This is a genomic window from Stutzerimonas chloritidismutans, from assembly GCF_038562055.1.
In the GTDB taxonomy this organism is placed as follows: Bacteria; Pseudomonadota; Gammaproteobacteria; order Pseudomonadales; family Pseudomonadaceae; genus Stutzerimonas; species Stutzerimonas chloritidismutans_A.
Window position 1 is genome coordinate 34,929 of the sequence record NZ_JBCFXD010000019.1, and the last position, 19,142, is coordinate 54,070.

The 19,142-nt window shown below is 62.1% G+C and carries 19 protein-coding genes; 11 read left to right on the forward strand and 8 right to left on the reverse strand.

Annotated features, from left to right (window positions below; all coding sequences use genetic code 11):
* The first annotated feature begins 54 nt into the window (after positions 1–54).
* A complete protein-coding gene (radC, locus tag AAGW23_RS20200; RefSeq protein ID WP_342408061.1) occupies positions 55–729 on the forward strand; it encodes a RadC family protein in 675 nt (224 codons plus the stop codon).
* Between the two features lie 12 nt (positions 730–741).
* On the opposite strand, the gene AAGW23_RS20205 is transcribed toward radC, so the two are convergent.
* Positions 742–2,085: a hypothetical protein gene (locus AAGW23_RS20205; protein WP_342408062.1), complete on the reverse strand. Its 1,344-nt coding sequence runs from the start codon at positions 2,083–2,085 to the stop codon at positions 742–744.
* Positions 2,086–2,532, reverse strand: a complete 447-nt coding sequence (locus AAGW23_RS20210; protein ID WP_342408063.1) for a PaaI family thioesterase — start codon at positions 2,530–2,532, stop codon at positions 2,086–2,088. It lies immediately after the preceding gene.
* A gap of 143 nt (positions 2,533–2,675) precedes the next feature.
* On the opposite strand from AAGW23_RS20210, the gene AAGW23_RS20215 reads away from it, so the two are divergent.
* The 3 genes from AAGW23_RS20215 (at position 2,676) to AAGW23_RS20225 (ending at position 6,618) form a co-directional block, all read left to right on the forward strand.
* Positions 2,676–4,193 carry a 3-hydroxyacyl-CoA dehydrogenase gene (locus tag AAGW23_RS20215; RefSeq protein ID WP_342408064.1) on the forward strand — a complete coding sequence of 506 codons (1,518 nt, stop codon included), beginning with the start codon at positions 2,676–2,678 and terminating at the stop codon, positions 4,191–4,193.
* 212 nt (positions 4,194–4,405) lie between these two features.
* A complete protein-coding gene (locus tag AAGW23_RS20220) occupies positions 4,406–5,974 on the forward strand; it encodes a methyl-accepting chemotaxis protein (protein WP_342408065.1) in 1,569 nt (522 codons plus the stop codon).
* A gap of 119 nt (positions 5,975–6,093) precedes the next feature.
* Positions 6,094–6,618, forward strand: coding sequence for a DUF962 domain-containing protein (locus AAGW23_RS20225; RefSeq protein ID WP_342408066.1), 525 nt, complete (start codon positions 6,094–6,096; stop codon positions 6,616–6,618).
* An 11-nt stretch (positions 6,619–6,629) separates the two neighbouring features.
* Here the strand turns inward: AAGW23_RS20225 and AAGW23_RS20230 are convergent, their stop codons facing one another.
* From AAGW23_RS20230 to AAGW23_RS20245, 4 genes are all read right to left on the reverse strand, one after another.
* Positions 6,630–7,379: a hypothetical protein gene (locus AAGW23_RS20230; RefSeq protein WP_425540844.1), complete on the reverse strand. Its 750-nt coding sequence runs from the start codon at positions 7,377–7,379 to the stop codon at positions 6,630–6,632.
* 186 nt (positions 7,380–7,565) lie between these two features.
* Positions 7,566–9,113 carry a phospholipase D family protein gene (locus AAGW23_RS20235; protein ID WP_342408067.1) on the reverse strand — a complete coding sequence of 516 codons (1,548 nt, stop codon included), beginning with the start codon at positions 9,111–9,113 and terminating at the stop codon, positions 7,566–7,568.
* A 60-nt stretch (positions 9,114–9,173) separates the two neighbouring features.
* Positions 9,174–10,484 (reverse strand): FAD-binding oxidoreductase, encoded by a 1,311-nt coding sequence (locus AAGW23_RS20240; protein ID WP_342408068.1) that lies wholly within the window; start codon positions 10,482–10,484, stop codon positions 9,174–9,176.
* 77 nt (positions 10,485–10,561) lie between these two features.
* Positions 10,562–11,050: an Lrp/AsnC ligand binding domain-containing protein gene (locus tag AAGW23_RS20245; RefSeq protein ID WP_342408069.1), complete on the reverse strand. Its 489-nt coding sequence runs from the start codon at positions 11,048–11,050 to the stop codon at positions 10,562–10,564.
* A 147-nt stretch (positions 11,051–11,197) separates the two neighbouring features.
* On the opposite strand from AAGW23_RS20245, the gene dadA reads away from it, so the two are divergent.
* The 5 genes from dadA to AAGW23_RS20270 all read left to right on the forward strand — a co-directional run bounded on the left by dadA (position 11,198) and on the right by AAGW23_RS20270 (position 14,736).
* Positions 11,198–12,496, forward strand: coding sequence for a D-amino acid dehydrogenase (dadA, locus tag AAGW23_RS20250; RefSeq protein WP_342408070.1), 1,299 nt, complete (start codon positions 11,198–11,200; stop codon positions 12,494–12,496).
* Positions 12,471–12,827 carry a RidA family protein gene (locus AAGW23_RS20255; RefSeq protein WP_342408071.1) on the forward strand — a complete coding sequence of 119 codons (357 nt, stop codon included), beginning with the start codon at positions 12,471–12,473 and terminating at the stop codon, positions 12,825–12,827. The genes dadA and AAGW23_RS20255 overlap by 26 nt, the downstream gene beginning before the upstream one ends.
* 110 nt (positions 12,828–12,937) lie before the next feature.
* Positions 12,938–13,486: a cupin domain-containing protein gene (locus tag AAGW23_RS20260; RefSeq protein ID WP_342408072.1), complete on the forward strand. Its 549-nt coding sequence runs from the start codon at positions 12,938–12,940 to the stop codon at positions 13,484–13,486.
* A gap of 165 nt (positions 13,487–13,651) precedes the next feature.
* Positions 13,652–14,074 carry a c-type cytochrome gene (locus AAGW23_RS20265; protein WP_342408073.1) on the forward strand — a complete coding sequence of 141 codons (423 nt, stop codon included), beginning with the start codon at positions 13,652–13,654 and terminating at the stop codon, positions 14,072–14,074.
* 143 nt (positions 14,075–14,217) lie between these two features.
* Positions 14,218–14,736, forward strand: coding sequence for a cupin domain-containing protein (locus AAGW23_RS20270; RefSeq protein ID WP_342408074.1), 519 nt, complete (start codon positions 14,218–14,220; stop codon positions 14,734–14,736).
* 28 nt (positions 14,737–14,764) lie between these two features.
* On the opposite strand, the gene AAGW23_RS20275 is transcribed toward AAGW23_RS20270, so the two are convergent.
* Both AAGW23_RS20275 and AAGW23_RS20280 read right to left on the reverse strand, forming a co-directional pair.
* Positions 14,765–15,337, reverse strand: a complete 573-nt coding sequence (locus AAGW23_RS20275) for a xanthine phosphoribosyltransferase (RefSeq protein WP_045431064.1) — start codon at positions 15,335–15,337, stop codon at positions 14,765–14,767.
* Between the two features lie 323 nt (positions 15,338–15,660).
* Positions 15,661–17,196, reverse strand: a complete 1,536-nt coding sequence (locus AAGW23_RS20280; RefSeq protein WP_342408075.1) for an alpha-amylase family glycosyl hydrolase — start codon at positions 17,194–17,196, stop codon at positions 15,661–15,663.
* A gap of 176 nt (positions 17,197–17,372) precedes the next feature.
* Between AAGW23_RS20280 and gap the strand changes: the two genes are divergently transcribed.
* Positions 17,373–18,389, forward strand: a complete 1,017-nt coding sequence (gene gap, locus AAGW23_RS20285; protein WP_342408076.1) for a type I glyceraldehyde-3-phosphate dehydrogenase — start codon at positions 17,373–17,375, stop codon at positions 18,387–18,389.
* A gap of 10 nt (positions 18,390–18,399) precedes the next feature.
* The gene (locus AAGW23_RS20290) at positions 18,400–18,981 is read left to right on the forward strand and encodes a cyclodeaminase/cyclohydrolase family protein (RefSeq protein ID WP_342408077.1); all 582 of its coding nucleotides are present in this window, start codon (positions 18,400–18,402) and stop codon (positions 18,979–18,981) included.
* Positions 18,982–19,142: the final 161 nt, after the last annotated feature.

The following is a 19,142-nucleotide window of genomic DNA, read 5'->3' on the forward strand; positions in this document are numbered from 1 at the left end:
TAAGATAGCACAGCGCCCTCAGAGGACGAGGGGCACGCTCGACATGGAGGTGACATGAGCATTCGTGACTGGCCGGCGGCCGAGCGGCCGCGGGAAAAGCTGTTGGAGCAGGGCGCATCGGCACTGTCCGATGCGGAGCTGTTGGCGATTTTTTTGCGTACTGGCGTGGCCGGGAAAAGCGCGGTGGATCTGGCCCGGCACCTGCTCAATGAGTTCGGCAGTCTGCGGGCGCTGCTTGAAAGTGATCTGGAACACTTCAGCGAGCACCTGGGCCTGGGCCCGGCCAAATTTGCCCAACTGCAGGCCGTGCTAGAAATGGCCCGACGGCACCTGGCGGAGCGAATCCGTCGGGACTCGGCATTGGAAAGCCCGCAAGCCGTACGCGATTACCTCAAGGCACGCCTGCGGCATGAGCCGCACGAACTCTTTGCCTGCCTGTTTCTTGATTCCAAGCACAGGGTGCTAGCTTTCGAGGTGCTTTTTCACGGCACCATCGATGGGGCGAGCGTATATCCCCGTCAGGTGGTTAAGCGCGCGTTGGCGCAAAACGCCGCGGCGGTAATACTGACCCATAATCATCCGTCGGGTGTTGCCGAACCGAGCCAGGCTGATCGGCAACTGACGCGCAGGCTCAGCGACGCGCTGGGGCTGATCGATGTGCGGGTACTCGATCATTTTATCGTTGGTGATGGCGAGCCGCTGTCGATGGCCGAACATGGCTGGATGTGAGCCCGCCTTTGTTCAGGCCAGCAGCGGTATCAGCAGCAGCGGAATCAAAACACTTAGAACAAAGCGGCCGTTCCATCCGACGGCGATGCGCCAGGGTGAGAGCTGCGCGTGGCGCGCCAGTAAAACCGCAGAAGGGCCGTAGGGCGAAAGCAGCATCGCCAGCGAAAACCCGAACAGCAGCGCCACGGCCGGCTGCGTTACCGCCAAGCCCTGACTCGCCAGCTGTGCCAACAAGGCTGCGCACACGTTTAGCGATATCAGTGGTGCGACGCCGAGCAACGCCAGCGCCATGACTGCCAGTGCACCGGCCGCACCCAGCCCGAATAAAACCAGCGCCGTGCTGCCGAGTTGATCTGCCAAGTGATGCACCGGTAGCACGGCGGCTACAAGGCCGGCGAGCAATGCCGAGCTGGCAAAAATGAACGTCTCGTTGCGCATGCCGATGAGTGTTTCGCTTACCTCGCGCAACACCTGGCGCGGCGCGATCCGCTGCCAGAGGAGGATAAGGATGACGGCGCTTGGGACCAGCAACATGGCTGCCTGGGTGGCGGACAGCCAAGTCAGCGCTGCCAGCAGGGCGATCAGGCTGATACCGATCAGGCTGCCGATCAGCAATCCACCCAGGCGACCGCCGGGCTGCTGTGTTTGTGCGCCGAGGTTGGCGTCGGGGGCCTCGGCCAGCTGTTGCAAACGTCGGTTTTCGGCCGGCCATCCGAACAGCAGCAGGAGCAGGCCGCCCAGCAGCCCAAAGGGAAGCAGCGTGCTCCAGCTGAGGCCTGGGAGTTCGCGGGTCAGGATCGCTACCGCAACGCTGGTCGGCGCGAGCAAGGGCACCAGCGCGAATCCGCGCAGGGCGGTAACCATTACCCCACGGCGACCTTCGCGTCGTTGGGCGTCATTGTACGGGCGGCGCTCAAGGTGATTTTCCAGCGAGCCGCATATCAGGTTAAGCATGCCGAAACTGAGCACCGAGCTGATCGCGAATGTGCTCAGCAGATAGCCTGGGTAGAGCCAAGCTCGCGGGCCTGCCAGCAGCAGGCGATGCAACTCGCTGAGTTGGTGTAGACGCTTGACCAGACAATGCATCAGGCCCAGGGCGCCGATAAAGGCTGCGTAGTAGGCGGCTGACGACAAGATGCGCGCGCCCTGCTGCCAGCTTGCTTCCCCTGAAAGCAGCCAGTATCCGAGTAGCGCCGCGGTGACTATTCCTAGGCGCCGCGGATAGGGCATCAGCGAGCGCCAGTGCCAGACAAAGAACAGGCCCAGCAGGGCGCCGCTGATCACGCTCAGCGACTGGATTCGGGTTATCAGCGCCAATAGCTCGAACAATAGAGCCAGTGGCAATAGTGCGGTCATCTAGGTGGGCAGCTCCCGGCGAAGAGCACCACGCTTGAACACGCCTTCGCCGAACGCGATCAGCCGATCCTGTTCATCCAGCAAGTCACAGCTGGCCATGAACACCTTGTGCCCGGACGAACGACATTTGGCTTGGGCTCTGATGCGACTGCCCGCAGCGGCCGCTCTACTGAAATTGATGTTCATCGATAGCGTCAGCGCCACTCGGCGGTCGACCGGGTCGGTTTCCCAGGTACCACATAAGCCCATGGCGACATCCATCAAGGTCGCCATGACACCGCCGTGCATGTTGCTGGCATTGTTCAGATGGCGTGGCAGCAGATCCAGGGCGAGGGTGGCGTGCTCAGGGCCATAAGCCAGCAGCTCGCAGCCGATGTCCTGGAAGAAGCCGGTAACGGAGGCGTGGACCTGCAGCAATTGTTCGGATGAGTAGTCGGTTGCGGACATGGCGATCGATCATGGATGGCTTGCTAAGGAGACTGGCAGTCTTTAGGCTCGTGGTCAATTATATGGAATGAAGTTTCGCAGTGCGGAATGAAGATTCCAACGTAAATGATCGCTAGCAACGCCATCTCTATCAGGAGGTTTCCATGTTTTCCCGTATCGGCATTATCGGCGCCGGCGCCATGGGGCGCGGCATTGCGCAGCTGTTCGCCAGTGCTGGCCAGCAGGTCTGGCTCTACGACAGTCGCCCCGAAACCATCGAACAGGCCTTGCAGTTCAATCGCGAGCTGCTCGAGCGCAGTGTAGCCAAGGGGCGCATGAGTGCTGATGAGCTGAAAGCAGTCCTTGAGCGCATGCAGCCGGCGCATCAGCTGGCCGAACTCTCTGGCTGCGACCTCCTGATCGAAGCCATCGTAGAAAACCTTGAAGCCAAGCAGCGTCTGTTTGTCGAGCTGGAAGGCTTGATCGCCGCCGATGCCGTCCTGGCGACCAATACCTCCTCATTGTCGGTGACGCGCATTGCCAGTGCCTGCGAGCGGCCGGAGCGGGTGGCGGGCTACCACTTCTTCAATCCGGTGACGCTGATGAAGCTGGTCGAGGTGGTTCGCGGCGAGCGGACCGATCCGTCCGTGATCGAGCGGCTGGTGCAACTGGCCGAGCACGCCGGGCACTTTCCCGCGATCACCCCGGACACTCCCGGTTTTCTGGTCAATCACGCCGGTCGCGCTTATGGCACCGAGGCCCAGCGGATTCTCAGCGAGGGTATCGCCACGCCGGAGCAGATCGACCGCATCCTGCGTGACGGCCCAGGGTTTCGAATGGGGCCGTTCGAGCTGTTCGATCTGACCGGCTTGGACATCTCCCATGCGGTGATGGAATCGGTGCATGACCAGTTTTACTACGACCCGCGCTACACCCCGTCCTATCTCGCTGCCCAGCGGGTGGCGGCCGGGTTGCTCGGACGCAAGACCGGGCAGGGCTTTTATCGCTACGAAGAAGGGCAGCAGATTCGCACGCCGGAACCCCGCTACGAGCCGGTGAACATTGATCGACCGTTCTGGCTCGACAGCATCGAGCCCGAGCTGCGCAGCCAGATCGGCTCAGTCCTGCAGCAGGCCGGCGCGGTCCTGGAGGACGGTGCCGAGCCTTCGGACCAAGCGATCTGCCTGATCACGCCGCTGGGTGAGGATGCCAGCAGTTGCATCGAGAGGCTGGCGCTGCCTGCGGTGCGTACCATAGCGGTGGATTCGTTCAGCGACCTCGACAAACGCCGCGTGCTGATGCGTCAGCCTGCGCTAGACCCGGCGCTGGAGGCGCAGGCTCGTCAGGCGTTGGGGGGCGACGGCGTGCCGGTAGAGGTCATCAACGACTCGCCGGGCTTCGTCAGTCAGCGCATCGTGGCCAGTATCGTCAATCTGGGGTGCGAGATCGCCCAGAAAGGCATTGCTTCACCGGAAACGCTCGACCGCGCTGTAACGGTGGCCCTCGGCTACCCAAAGGGACCGCTGGCGTTTGCCGCGCACTATAACCCGGCCCGAATCCTGACCATTCTCGAGGGCATGCAGCGCTGTTACGGCCACGAACCACGCTATCGCCCAAGCCCGTGGCTACGCCGCCGGGTGCAGCTCGGCCTGCCGCTGACAGCGCCGGAACAAGCCCGCTAAGTCGGACGCGTGCGCGCAAGTTCAGGCTTGAACGCCGCTTAAGGTTGGCCGTATCCAGCCGCTAAAACCGGTAAGTCTGCCGCGCCGAACGATTTGCCGCGATTACGCAGTCGTACCGGGCTCGGCAAGGCCATGTGCCACCAAGGGACAATGTTCTTTGTTGGCAGAGGTGGTAAAACGCCTTTTTACCGGATGAAAACAAGAGGCCACCGATGCGCCCAACCTTCCGCCTACATCCCAAGGCCTGCCTGTTGCACGCGGCGGCCTTGTTGGCATTGCTGCTGTTTCATGGCTGGATGGAACTGCCGTTCTATCTCACTGCGATTTCAGTTCTGCTACTGGCCCTTTGGCCGTGGCTGGGTCCGTGGCGCACAGCGGCAAAAGCCCCGGTCGCTGAGGACGCCAGCGAGCTGAGCTCCGCTGCGCTGAGCAAGAGTCTCTCCCGGCACACCTGCCATAACGCGTTGTCGGCTGCCCAGGTGTCCTTCAGTGCAGAGCAACTGGCGGCACGGCTACAGTCGCAGCTGGTCGCGGTCAGCGAGATTGCCAATGGCGCCGAGGCAATGACAGCGACGGAACAGGACAGCGCTGCCCGAGCGCGGCAGGCGTTGGAAGCGGCCGAAGCCGTGCGGCGTAGCAGTGATAGTGGGCGTGTCGAGCTCCAACACGCCATAGAACGCATGCAGCAGCTCAGCGCACAGACCGAGGCCAGCCGCGAACTGCTTGATGGGCTCTCGGCCCGTACCGAAGAGATCCGTCAGATCACCGAGGTGATTCAATCCATCGCCAGCCAGACCAATCTGCTTGCGCTCAATGCCGCGATCGAAGCCGCGCGCGCCGGTGAAGCCGGGCGTGGCTTTGCGGTGGTCGCTGATGAGGTGCGCAACCTGGCCGGACGCACCAGTAGTGCCACCGAAGAGGTCGGTCGGATGGTCAGCGATATCCGTGAGCAAAGTGGCGCGGTAGTCAGCCATATTCAGAAGCAGGCCAGTGAATTGGACGAGGCCGCCGCACAGATCGCAGGCACGGGTACCCAGTTGAGTGGAATCGCTGACCTGGCTGGCAATGTCGAAACCCAGGTGGCGGAGATCGCCGCCGGCACGGCAAGCAATCATGAACGGCTGGCGCAGTTGTTCGTCGCGCTAGAGCAGCTGCGTGGCGACGCACTGGAGAGCGAGGGTCAGACGCGCCAGCTCGAACAGGCGGCAGAGAAGCTGGTCGATCAGGCGGAAACCGTCAGCGAGCAGCTCGCCGAGGTCCAGCTGGATGCCTACCATCAGGACGTTTTCGACCTGGCGCGCGAAGGCGCTACGGCCATCGGGGCGCGCTTCGAGGCGGACCTGCAAGCCGGGCGCTTGAGTCTCGATGACCTGTTCGACCGCAATTACCGGGCACAGCCGGGAACCAACCCGATTCGTTACAACACTCGCTTCGATCGTTATGCCGACGAGGTGCTGCCGGCGATTCAGGAACCCCTGCTCGCGCGCAGCGAGGCGTTGGTTTACGCCATCGCGACCACGCCGGACGGCTACGTTCCGACCCACAACCGCGCGTTCAGCCAGCCGCCAGTGGGCGATCCTGAGATCGACAAGGTCAAGAGCCGCAGCAAGCGCCTGTTCAATGACCGCACCGGTGCGCGCTGCGGCAGTCACGAGCGCAAGGTGCTGTTGCAGACCTACAGCCGTGATACCGGTGAGCTGATGCATGACCTCTCGGTGCCGATCATGGTTGGCGGGCGCCATTGGGGCGGTCTGCGATTGGGCTACCGTCCGGAGCCCTAGCGGAACGCGGCGCGTTTGGCGCAAGCGCCGTGGCCTTTGGCACTCAATGACCGGAGGATGCCGCGCGGCTTCCCGCCAGGCTGACTAAGCTTGCCAGTCAGCCTATCTGGAGTCCGCCCATGAAAACGCTCACTGACCATCTTGCCCAGTACGCGGCCTATCACCGGGACCCGCGCAACCTGCTCAGCCATTTCATAGGCATTCCGATGATCGTACTGGCTGTCGCCGTGCTGCTATCGCGGCCAGGTCTGGAGGCGTTTGGACTGTGGCTAAGCCCGGTGGCGCTGGTCGCATTCATCTCGACACTGTTCTATCTGCGGTTGGACCTGCGTTTCGGCGTGCTGATGGGGGCGGTGCTGCTCCTCTGCGTCTGGGTCGGCGCAGCGCTTGCCCAGCAGTCGACAACGCTGTGGCTGACCGCCGGGGCCGGTTTGTTCGTGGTCGGCTGGATCATTCAGTTCATCGGTCACTACTTCGAAGGGCGCAAGCCCGCATTTGTCGACGACCTGACCGGGCTGATCATCGGGCCGCTGTTCGTTGCGGCTGAACTGGGCTTCATGTTGGGTCTGCGCGAGCCCCTGCGCCACGCTATCGAGGCGCGGGTTGGCCCTGTTCAGCTGCGACAGCAGCCGGCGGATGCATGAACGGCGAGCGCTCAGTCGGGCGCGAGCGCCATCCATTGATTGCTGAGGCTGCGAGCGTGGCGATCAACCATGATCGGGGCGAAGGCGCGGCCTGATGCGGTGTTGAAGCTGTTGTTACCGCTGTTCATGTCTTCGAGCGCGACCTTGAGAAATTCCCAACGCGTCTTCAACTTGGCGATGGCCGCATTCGATTTGCCGTCCAGCGCCGCCAGTTGCTCGTCGATCGATGGTACGAGGCGGCGCTCGTCCTGGCCGAGGTAAGTGTCAGGCTGTTCGCGCGCGGTTTCGAATGAGCCGACATAGGCGCGGCTCAGGTACTGAACGGTAAGATATTCAACCTTGGCCGGAAGCTCGGCACGCACGTCGGCGCCTTGCTGGCTGCGCACCGCCGTGAGGAAATCGCGTAGCGCCTTGCTCATCTGCAGCGGCCAGCCCCAGGGCATGTCGTCCTCTTCACGGCCGAAGCTTGCGCCCTCACGCAGCGTTGTTTGTAGGATCTGGTGCAACTGGTGCAGGTCATTGCGGGCGCCGGGAAAACTGTCGACGGTGTCAGCTAGCGACTTGAGATCGTTCTCCATTCGGGCCAGGTGCGCTTTCTGAAAGCCTTCGCCTCGATAGAGCAACAGGCTGCTGGTGGCGCGGTTGGCGTGGATCTGCATGCTTTCCAGCGCGGTGAAGGTCTGAGCGTGAGCAGGATTGAGCAGCGCTGGAAACCAGCATGCCAGCAATACCACCATCCATAGCCACTTGCGATGAGTCATGTTGCGCTCCCTTTTTATTTTTATAGAAGCAGGTGCCGGGTTGTAGAACCAGTACGGCATAGGCTCGGTAGCCTAGCTAAGGGGTGGCGCTCTGGTATCACACAAAGGAATTAATTCTGCCGGGACGGCCATTTGCGCGGCAAGATTGGCGGAAGTGACACGAAACCCGTTGCGCTTATTGCAGTATCAGAGCATCCGCTCCAGTCCGATCACTCGGCTGAACCAGGCATTGAACCGTCGCCACGCGCCGCCCGGTTCGTGCAGCAACACCTTGCGTTGCCCGTCATCCTCAGCGATCCAGATCAACTGCGCCTCGCCGTTGCGCTCGATCAGTCGCACTTCATAGCTGACGGCGGGCGAAGTACCCTCCTGGGTGAGCTTGTGCACCTCGCTGGCCAGTTCGGTGCTGTCGATAAGGATACCCACCTCGGTGTTCCACAGGACTGAGCGGGGATCAAAGTTCAGCGAGCCGAGGAAGACCTTCTCCTTATCGAACACAGCAGCTTTGCTGTGCAGGCTCGATTCGGAATCGCCAGTGATGCTGAAGCGGGTCTCCTGGTCCGGTTGCCGGCGCAGTTCGTACAGCCTTACCCCCGCTTTCAGCAGCTCGGCGCGGTAGGGCGCATAACCACCATGCACGGCGGGCACGTCGGTGGCTTCGAGGGAATTTGTCAGAATCCGTACCGCAACGCCGTTGCTGGCGTGTTCTGCCAGGTAGTCAGCGCCTTGCTTGGTGGGGACGAAGTAAGCCGAGATCAACGTCAGGGATCGTCGCACCCCATCCATGCTGGGCTGAAGCTGAGTGGTCAGCAGCAGACTTTCATCAGGGATGCCGGGCGCTTCGATCTTGTCAGGGTGATCCCATAGCGCTTCGCCTGGCGCCCAGATGAGATCGCTCAGCCAGTGGCTCGGAGGTGGGTGCAGATCGCTCATCAGGTGCTGATAGCGGCGCTCGTTCTTACGTCGTTCAGCCTGCAGATAATCCGTGATATCGCCGCGGGCCAGCTCAAGGTCCTCTTTGCTGGGGGGATGGCGCAAAAACTGCTGGATCGGCACGCTCAGCGAATGGTTCCAGTACTGGTCGAAGCTGACCACCAGCTGCTCGGCGACCGGGCCGGCGGCGAGCAGGTCGATATCGGTGAAGTTGAAACTCTGGTCGGCATCGAAGTATTCGTCGCCCAGGTTGCGACCGCCGACAATGGCCAGGCTGCCATCAGCAAGCATCAGCTTGTTGTGCATGCGTCGATGTTGCTGGGAGAGGTGGAGCAGCCGACCCAGCGAGCGGGTAATCAAGGTGCTGCGGCCGATATGCAGCGGATTGAACACGCGAATCAGGATATTCGGGTGTGCTGCCAGAGTGGCGATCTGGTAATCGCTGCCGTCGCTTGTGGTGTCATCGAGCAGCAGGCGTACCCTGACGCCCCGGTCGGCGGCGCGCAGGACTTCTTCTATAAGCGCGCGTGTGCTGAGCCCATCGTGGACGATGTAATACTGCACATCGAGGCTCGTTTTGGCCTGACGAATCATCTGCATGCGCGCTGCAAAAGCTTCGGCGCTGTCGGACAGCAGGCGAAATCCGGAGGTGCCCGCAGGCTGCGCTGCCGCCAGCGCCTCGACTCGCTGGGTCAGTGCGGAATCCTGAGCGGGCAGCGCATAAGACATAGGGGCGGGCGGAATCTGGCCGGCGCAACCAGCCAGTAACAGCACCGCCACAAGTAGCAGGCGCATGCGCAAGTTCACTCCTGTCGATTGTTATGTTTCCCGACAGATTGGACGCCAGCGCAACGGCGAAATTCAGAACTCGTCTTTAAGCCTGTGCCAGAGCATGCCCAGGGCCAGGAGCGGCGAGCGCAGCCGCTGACCACCAGGGAAGGTCGGGTGTGGCACGCGGGAGAACAGGTCGAAGCGCCCCTCGAGTTGTCCGCTGATGGCTTCGGCCAGCAGGCGCCCGGCCAGATGCGTGGCGTTCAGGCCATGCCCGGCATAGGCCTGGGCGTAGTACACGTTTGGTTGTTCGGGCAGTCGTCCGATCTGAGGAAGGCGGTTGGCGCCGATCCCGATCATGCCGCCCCACTGGAAGTCGATGCGGGTATTACGCAGGTTGGGGAACACCTCAAGCATCTTTGGCTGCATGTAGGCGGCGATGTCCTTCGGGTCGCGTCCGGAGTAGTGGCAGGCGCCGCCAAATAGCAGTCGACCGTCGGCAGACAGCCGGAAGTAGTCCAGCGCCACGCGTTGATCGCAGACAGCCATGTTCTGTGGCAGCAATTCCTGCCTGACCGCCTCAGGCAGCGGCTCGGTGGCGATGATGTAACTGCCGGCGGGTAGCACCTTGCCGGCCAGCGATTTGTTCAGCGAACCCAGGTACGCATTGCCCGCCAGCACGAGCTGATCGGCGCGCACGCTGCCCTGCGCTGTGTGCACTCGGACCTCGGTGCCATAGTCGATCCGTTCAACCGCGGATCGCTCGTAGAGCCGGACCCCAAGCGCCTGTGCCGTAGCCGCTTCGCCCAGCGCCAGGTTGAGTGGGTGAAGATGGCCCGAGCCCATATCGATCAGGCCGCCCACATAGCGATCGGAGCCGATGACGTCGCGCATGGCCTCTTTCGGGACCCGTCTCAACGGATGTGGGTAGCCCAGGCGCTGAAGATCGGCGTAGTCCGCTTCGAAGCCGTCAAGGTGACGCTGTTTCGTTGCAAGATCGCAGTAGCCCCAGGTCAGATCGCATTGAATGGCGTAACGCTCGATGCGCTCGCGCACGATGTCTACCGCTTCAAAACCCATGCGCTTGAGGTCGTCCACGCCTCTGTCACCAAGGACCGACTGAAACTGCTCAACGTCGTGCCCTACGCCCCGAATCAGCTGCCCGCCGTTGCGGCCGCTGGCGCCCCAGCCGATGCGATGGGCTTCCAGTAACACCACGGAAAACCCGCGTTCTGCCAGTTCGATGGCCGTGTTGAGGCCGCTGAAACCACCGCCGACGATACAGACGTCGGCCCGCTGTTCGCCTAGTAAGGGCGCGAACTCAAGCGGCTGATTGGCAGTGGCGGCGTAGTAGGACGCGGCGTGATCGTGGGAATTGGAGGCCGGGTGGCGGTTAGTCATGGATGAGCCTTGAACGGTTTGCCAGGCCGAAGGGTAGACCGGACTGGTGCCGCTGGGCAAAAGCGCAGCGCTTCGGGTCAATCCGGAACGGGCAGTTCCAGGGACTCCTTCACCTCCTCCATGACGATGTAACTCTTGGATTCACGCACATGCGGCAGTTTGAGCAGGATGTCACCGAGCAGTTTGCGATACGACGCCATTTCCGAGATACGGGCCTTGATCAGGTAGTCGAAATCGCCTGACACCAGGTGGCACTCCAGCACATGCGGCAGTTTCAGCACGGCACGGCGGAACTCCTCGAAGATGTCGCCTGACTTGTAGGCCAGGCTGATCTCCACGAATACCAGCAACCCCCCCTTCAGATGCTGAGGGTTCAGCCTCGCGGTGTAGCCCATGATGATGCCTTCACGCTCCAGGCGCCTGACGCGCTCCGTGCATGGCGTGGTAGACAAACCGATGCGCTCACCCAGTTCGGTGAATGGCATGCGTCCTTCGGCCTGCAGCAGTCGAAGTATTTGTCGGTCGATCTTGTCCAGTTCACGGCGGATCTGGTGCTTGGTGCGCATAGGCTTATCGCCTCTGTTGTTGCCGTTTAAGGCGTGAATAAATCGCAAATATAGCTATTTATATAGCGAAATCCACTGCAGTCTGCTTTCTATACTCCGCATTAACAGTGATTAGAGAAAACCCGGTAGCACGGGTGGGAGGCGGCGATGCGTGTTCTGGTGATGGGTAGCGGCGTGATCGGTACGACCAGTGCCTACTATCTGGCCCGGGCCGGCTTCGACGTCGTGGTGGTTGATCGTCAGCCAGCCGTGGCGATGGAAACGAGCTTCGCCAATGCCGGCCAGGTCTCCCCTGGCTACGCATCACCCTGGGCCGCGCCCGGTGTACCCCTGAAAGCCATGAAGTGGCTGATGCAGCGCCATGCGCCGCTCGCCATCAAGCTCACCGGCGACATCCAGCAATATCTGTGGATGGCGCAGATGCTGCGCAATTGCACGGCGGCGCGTTATGCGGTGAACAAGGAGCGCATGGTGCGACTGTCCGAATACAGCCGCGATTGCCTCGACGAGCTGCGTGCAGAAACCGGTATCGATTACGAAGGCCGGCAATGCGGCACGACCCAGCTGTTCCGTACCCAGGCCCAGCTGGACAACGCCGCCAAGGACATCGCCGTGCTGAAAGCGTCCGGCGTGCCCTATGAACTGCTTGATCGCGCCGGCATTGCGCGGGCCGAACCGGCGCTGGCCAGGGTTTCGGACAAGCTCAGTGGCGCGCTTCGCCTGCCTAACGATCAGACCGGCGATTGCCAGATGTTTACCACCAAACTCGCCGATATGGCGCGTGAGATGGGCGTCGAGTTCCGCTTCAATCAGGACATCCAGCGCCTGCAGTTCGCAGGTGACCGACTCGAAGGTGTCTGGATCGATGGCAAGCTGGAAACGGCTGATCGCTACGTGTTGGCGCTAGGCAGCTACAGCCCGCAGATGCTCAAGCCGCTCGGCATTCGTGCGCCGGTGTATCCGCTCAAGGGTTACTCGTTGACCGTGCCGATCAGCGACCCTGCGATGGCGCCGGTTTCCACCGTGCTCGACGAGACCTACAAAGTCGCCATCACCCGCTTCGATCAGCGCATCCGGGTCGGCGGCATGGCCGAAATTGCTGGCCATGATCTTTCACTTAACCCGCGGCGTCGCGAGACCCTGGAAATGGTCGTCGGCGACCTGTTTCCGCAGGGTGGTGATCCGAGTAGGGCCGAACTCTGGACCGGCCTGCGCCCGGCCACCCCGGACGGCACGCCAATCATCGGTGGTACACGCTACCGCAACCTGTATCTGAACACCGGACACGGTACTCTTGGCTGGACCATGGCCTGTGGTTCTGGCCGCTTGCTGGCCGACATGCTGGCGAGCAAGCGCACACAGATCAGTACCGACGGCCTCGATATTTCTCGCTACGGCAACCACAAGGAATCGCGCAAGCATGCCCATACAGCGCCTGCACACTAACGCTCGCATGAGTCAGATCGTCATTCACGGCAACACGGTCTATCTGGCCGGTCAAGTGGGTGAGGACATGAGCGCGGGAATCGAGCAGCAGACCCGCGAGACGCTCGACAACATCGAACGCCTTTTGCGGCAGGCGGGTACTGATAAGCAGCACATCCTTTCGGTGACCATTTACCTGAAAGACATCGATGCCGATTTTGTCGGCATGAACGCCGTCTGGGATCAGTGGTTGCCAGAGGGTGTCGCCCCGGCCAGGGCCACGGTCGAAGCCAAGCTGTGCGAGCCGGAGATACTGGTTGAGTTGTCGGTTGTTGCTGCACTGCCAGCATGAGCTGATCGTCACGCGGGACGAGCTGTCATTTCGTCCCGTTGTGTTGAAAATACTGAACGCCCTCGCCATCATAGCGCCCTCAGCAATCGCTCTTATTGGGGGCTCCCGTATTGGACGTCGGTGTTCGACTGCAAACCATCCGCAAGCTCAAGGGTTTGTCCCAGCGTGAACTCGCCAAACGCGCGGGTGTTACCAACAGCACGATTTCCATGATCGAGAAAAACAGTGTCAGCCCGTCCATCAGTTCGCTGAAGAAGGTGCTGAGCGGCATCCCGATGTCGCTGGTCGAGTTTTTCTCCCCTGATTTCGAGCAGGACAGCGATACCCAGGTGGTCTACAAAGCTGGCGAGCTGATCGATATATCTGACGGCGCTATCAGCATGAGGCTTGTGGGCAAGGCACATCCGGGGCGTGCGATCGCCTTTCTTGCCGAAACCTACCCGCCTGGCGCCGATACTGGCACGGACATGTTGGCGCACCAAGGCGAGGAGGCCGGCATATTGGTCGAGGGTCGCCTGGAGCTGACGGTGAGCGGCCAGACCTATCTATTGGAAACAGGCGATAGCTATTACTTCGAGAGCAGCAAGCCGCATCGCTTCCATAACCCGTTTGACGCACCGGCAAAGCTGATCAGTGCGACCACGCCGGCTAACTTTTAGCTGTAGAGACTGACCCAGATCGGAAATTGGATGCCCTGTGCGACAAAGCGTCGCTGGGGATGACAGGGCCTTTCGTATTGTTTCGGCGGGCATGGCTTGCCGTTATACTGACCGCCGCTCGCGATACCGTGGCCGCGGGCGTGTCTAGCCACATGAGGGTATAAGGTGAACCTGATTAAGAAGATCCTGGTAGCGCAGGCTGCCGTAGTGGCCCTTTGGGCAGTGAGCGCTCAGGCTGCGACCAACGACGACATCGCCGAGCGCCTGAAGCCGGTGGGCGAGGTTTGTATTCAAGGTGAAGAGTGCGCTGCGGCCGGTCCGGCTGCTGCTGCCGCTGGCGGCGGCGCGCTTAGTGGTGAAGAAGTGGTCGGCAAGTTCTGCAATGCCTGCCACGGCACCGGTCTGCTGAACTCGCCAAAGGTCGGCGATACGGCTGCCTGGCAAGCGCGTGCTGATGAGAAGGGCGGACTTGACGTTCTGCTGCAGCATGCCATCACTGGCATCAACGCCATGCCGCCGAAAGGCACTTGCGCCAGCTGCTCGGATGACGAGCTGATGGCCGCAATCAAGCAGATGTCCGGCCTCTAAGCTTCAGCCGGTCAGATCGAGCCGCCTCCGGGCGGCTTTGTCGTGTCTGGGAGGGAGAAAAGCTGCGCCGCAGCGGGTCGAAACTTGAAACCCGTTCCCTGGGCCAAGGCGATTGCTGGTCCAGGCAAGCAGATGAGGTGCCCATGCCCAGCTCCGCCCCGCAACCCGAGCAGCTGCACTTTTCCAGCGACGGTCGTACGCCGAACAGCTCGCATCCGGTGCTGGTGTACCGGCAGTTGCCGCTGGCCGGAAACGACTACGCCGGCGCGTTCGAAAATCTGTTCAACAGCCATCTGTGGCCGGCGCAATGGCGTGCCGGGGTGTATGACTACCACCACTACCATTCCACCGCGCACGAGGTGCTTGGCGTTTCGTGTGGTTCGGCGCGGTTGATGCTAGGCGGCGAACAGGGGCAGGAAGTCGAAGTGCGTGCTGGCGATGCGCTGGTGCTGCCAGCCGGGACCGGCCATTGCCAGCTCAGTGCCAGTGATGACTTCGAAGTGGTCGGCGGCTACCCGCTGGAGCAGCAATACGATCTGCTGCGGCCGGATGAAGGCAGTCATGACGAGGCGCAAGTGCGCGCTCAGCGGGTCAGCGTACCGGTAAGCGATCCGGTGGCTGGCACGCAGGGCGCGCTGGTTCATCTGTGGCGTAAGGAGTAAGCCGCAGGGAGCGGCGCGCGCGGGGCGCTTACTCGACGAATACCACCTGACCGTCACTGAGGGCGGCCACGCGGGCCAGGGACTCAACGCGGAAGCCCGCTTCTTCCAGTTCCTGACGGCCCGCTTGGAACGACTTCTCGATGACGATGCCAAGCCCGGCGATACTCGCGCCCGCCTGCTGAATGATCGAAATCAAACCCTTGGCCGCTTTGCCGTTGGCGAGAAAGTCGTCGATGACCAGCACCCGGTCGTTGGGCGACAGGTGATTGGTGGAAATCGCGATGGTGCTCTCGACCTGCTTGGTGAAGGAGTACACCGAGGCGGTCAGCAGGTGATCGGTCAGAGTCAGGGACTGATGTTTGCGGGCAAAGATGACCGGTACGCCCAGCTCCAGGCCTGCCATGATCGCCGGCGCGATGCCCGAAGCTTCGATCGTGACGATCTTGGTGATCTTCTCATCGCGGAACCGGCGCGCAAATTCCTGGCCGATCTGCTGCATCAGCACGGGGTCGATCTGATGGTTCAGGAAAGCATCGACCTTGAGTACGCGGTCGGAAAGTACGATGCCTTCATTGCGGATCTTCTGTTTCAGCTGTTCCACGAACGCGCTACCTCAAGCGTGAGCGGCCGGGTTTGCCTGATGAATGGGGGCGCCGAAAACCAGTTGGGCGCTGCGCCATGGAGGCGAGCGCCCAGCTCGTTTCGATCCAGCGTCCGTTCATCACGGCTTACCGCAGCCTGGAAAGCCGCGCATTCTCGCTCATTTCGGTGCGCGGGTCCAAGTGGACCGTTCAGTCTGCTTTCTTGATCGACAAGTGGCGAAAGCCCGCTTTTTTGCCGTGGCCGCGCGCCGGCGATGGCTTGGCATGGCGTTGATCGCCTGCAAAGCACCCGCCGTCATCGGGAAACCTGAGCGGCGCATGCTCAACCCTCCGTTGGGCGCAGGATGACCGCCTGCAGTGGGTTCAAGGTTCCGCTATAGGGCTCGCCTTCGCCGACCCCATCGCTGGCAACTTCTACTTGCCAGTCACCGGCGTGCGGGTAAGCGTGGGAGTGTTCGGCGAAATTGATGCAGACCAGCCGACAGTCATTGCCGAGCTGTCTGCGATAGACCAGCACTTCGGGATGTGACGGCAGCTCCTCGAAACTGCCGTGATGCAGCGCCGGGCTCGCCTTGCGTGCCGCCAGCAGGCGTTGGTAGAGCGCGAACACCGAATTGGCAGCACCGGTCTGACGTTCTGCAGCGAGCTCGTCGGCTTCGGGTGGGAACGGTAGCCATGGCTCGGCGCCGCTCCAGTCGTGCGGTGGCTCCGCTTGCCAGGGGATGGGCGCACGGCAGCCATCCCGGCCGCCCGGATCGACACGGGTATCGGCGGTGATCAGCGCATCCTCCAGCCCCAGTTCCTCGCCCTGATAGATGAATGGTGTGCCGCGCAGGGTCAACAACAGCACCGCCGCGGCGCGGGCGGCCTGCTCGGAACCCTTGTAGCGGCTGCGCTGGCGTACGTTGTCGTGGTTGGACAGTACCCAGGTCGGCCAGGCCCCGGACGGTTGCAGCCAGTGCTGAACATCGCGGATGCAGGTGCGAAACAGCACCGGGTCCCAGGGCGCGTCGAGCGGGTTGAAGTTGAAGGCCAGATGCAGCTCGTCGCCGGCGCCGTAATACTGCAGCACGCGCTCGGTGGAGCGAATATTCACCTCGCCCACCAGCATGCGATCGCCGGGATAGCTGTCGACCAGTCTTCGCAGGCCACGCAGGACTTCATGACTGTAGGGCTGGTCATTGAAATCCGACAGAGGCTGACCGGCCTGACAGCGGGGATCGTCGGCGAAGCTCGGATCCTTGCCCGTGCAGTGAATGACATCGATGCGAAAGCCGTCGACGCCGCGCTCGAGCCAGAAGCGCAGCACGTCGTGCATCGCTTCGACCACTTCGGGGTTGCGCCAGTTGAGGTCCGGTTGCTTGGCCAGAAACAGGTGCAGGTAGTACTGCTGGGTGTGCTCGTCCCAGCTCCAGGCGCTGCCGGCACCCAGCGCGGCACGCCAGTTGTTAGGCTGATCGCGCCAGATGTACCAATCGCGCTTGGGGTTGTCCCGCGAGCGGCGTGACTCGACAAACCAGGGGTGCTCGTCGGAGGTGTGATTGGGCACGAAGTCCAGCAGCACGCGGATGTCGCGGGCATGCGCTTCGGCGATCAACCGGTCGATATCAGCCAGCGAGCCGAACAGCGGGTCGATATCGCAGTAGTCACTGATGTCGTAACCGGCATCAGCCATTGGCGAGCGAAAGATCGGTGACAGCCACAGAGCGTCGACACCCAGCTGTTGCAGGTGATCGAGATGGCTCAGCACGCCGTTGAGGTCACCGATGCCGTCGCCGTTGCTGTCGGCGAAGGAACGCGGGTAGATCTGGTAGATAGTGGCGCCTTTCCACCAGGGTGTCTGGGATGACTCGCTCATTGCTCGTAACCCTTTTCCGGAGTGCGGCAAGCCCGGCGCAACGGACCTGTGAGAGCTACGACTGACGAGCGGTGCTCCGGTTTCCCCGATTCGTTGATCTCCGTCGGACGGTACTGAACGCGACCCGGGATACTCCGACTAACCTTCACCAGCCTCAACGACACCAGGAGACCGCCATGTTGCGTATTGCTATCAACGGTTATGGCCGTATCGGCCGAGCTGTACTGCGAGCCCTGTTCGAGCGAAATCTGGAAAATCAGATCCACATCGAAGCGATCAATGACCTCAGCGAGCGGTCGGCGATGGCCCACCTGACGCGCTTCGATACCACCTTTGGCCGGTTCCACGGCCAGGTTGATCTGCGTGATGACGTGATGCAGATCCGCGGCCAGTCGATCCGCCTGCTGCAGGAGCGTGACCCTACGCAGCTACCCTGGAAGCAGCTGGGCGTCGACGTTGTGCTGGAATGCACCGGCAAGTTCAAGAAGCGCGACCTGATCGACCAGCATTTGCAGGCGGGTGCACAGCGGGTGTTTGCCTCGCACCCGCTCGATGGCGCAGACCTCACGGTGGTCTACGGCGTCAATCACGAGCTGCTGGGCGATCAAAAGGTGATTTCCAATGCGTCCTGCACCACCAACTGCCTGGCGCCGCTGGCCAAAGTGCTGAATGACGCGGTAGGCATCCGCCAGGGCCTGCTCAACACCGTGCATTCCTACACCAACGACCAGAGCCTGCTGGACAAGGCGCACAAGGATCTCTACCGCGCCCGTGCGGCTGCGGAGTCGATGATCCCCTCGACCACCGGCGCGGCGAAGGCCATTGGCCTGGTGCTGCCCGAACTGGCCGGACGACTGGATGGTCTGGCGGTGCGGGTGCCAACGCCCAATGTGTCGCTGGTCGACCTGACCTTCACGGCCGAACGTGCGCCGGGCAGCGTTGAGGCGATCAACCAGATCCTGCGCGACGGTGCGCAGAAGATGCCGCTCGGGGTGATGGAGTGTAACGACCTGCCGCTGGTCTCCCGCGACTTCTTTGGCCATCCGACGTCGTGCGTGGCCGATCTCAGCCATACCCGTGTACAGGGTGATCTGGTCAAGGTGCTGGCCTGGTACGACAACGAGTGGGCGTTCTCCAACCGCATGCTCGATGTGCTGCTGCACTGGGGCGACGGCAAGGCGCAGGCCAGCTGAAGGTAAACGCATGAGCGAAGGCGAGGGCATCTGGGCGCAACCGTTGGCAGACTTTCGCGCCGCAGCGGCGGCTGACAAGCCGACGCCCGGTTGCGGTGCGGCCGCCGCCGTCACCGCCGACATCGGTCTGGCGCTGGTGGTGAAGGGGCTGCGCATCAGTGAGGCGCATGGTGCCAACCCGGCGCGCCTGAAATTGCTGCGGACCGCTGAGGCACTGCTGGGCCGACCTGGGGCCTTTGCCGACGACGACATGCAGGCCTTCAGTGACTACCTGAGCGCTGCCCGTGATGGCGAGGTCGAGGACAAGCAGGCGGCGGCGCGTCAGGCCTGTGCAGTGCCGCTGGCCCTGGCGCATTGCTGTCTGGAAGCGCTCGAACTCGCCGTCGATGCCTGGCCGCTTACCGACCCAAACGTGCAAAGCGATGTTCAGGCAGGTGCTGTGCTCATTCATGCAGGGCTCAGTGCGGCGCTGATCAATGTCGACGCTGATATGTCGAGTCTTGACGAAGAAGCGACACGTGAACAGGCCGGGCAGACACGCTGGCGCTTGCAGCGCGAAGGCGACGCCCTGCTGCGGCTTGGTCGAACCTGACAGGTAGCGGTTTTGGCAAGCTGTCTTTGACGCTCAGCGGCTTGTGCTCGTCCGTCGCGCTCGGAGTTTGGAGTTTGCCTGATGTTCGCGAGCAAGCTCGCTCCTTGTATCTCGACTGCTGCCTCATTGTGGGCAATAGTCCCCGACTGATCATCGGGGGA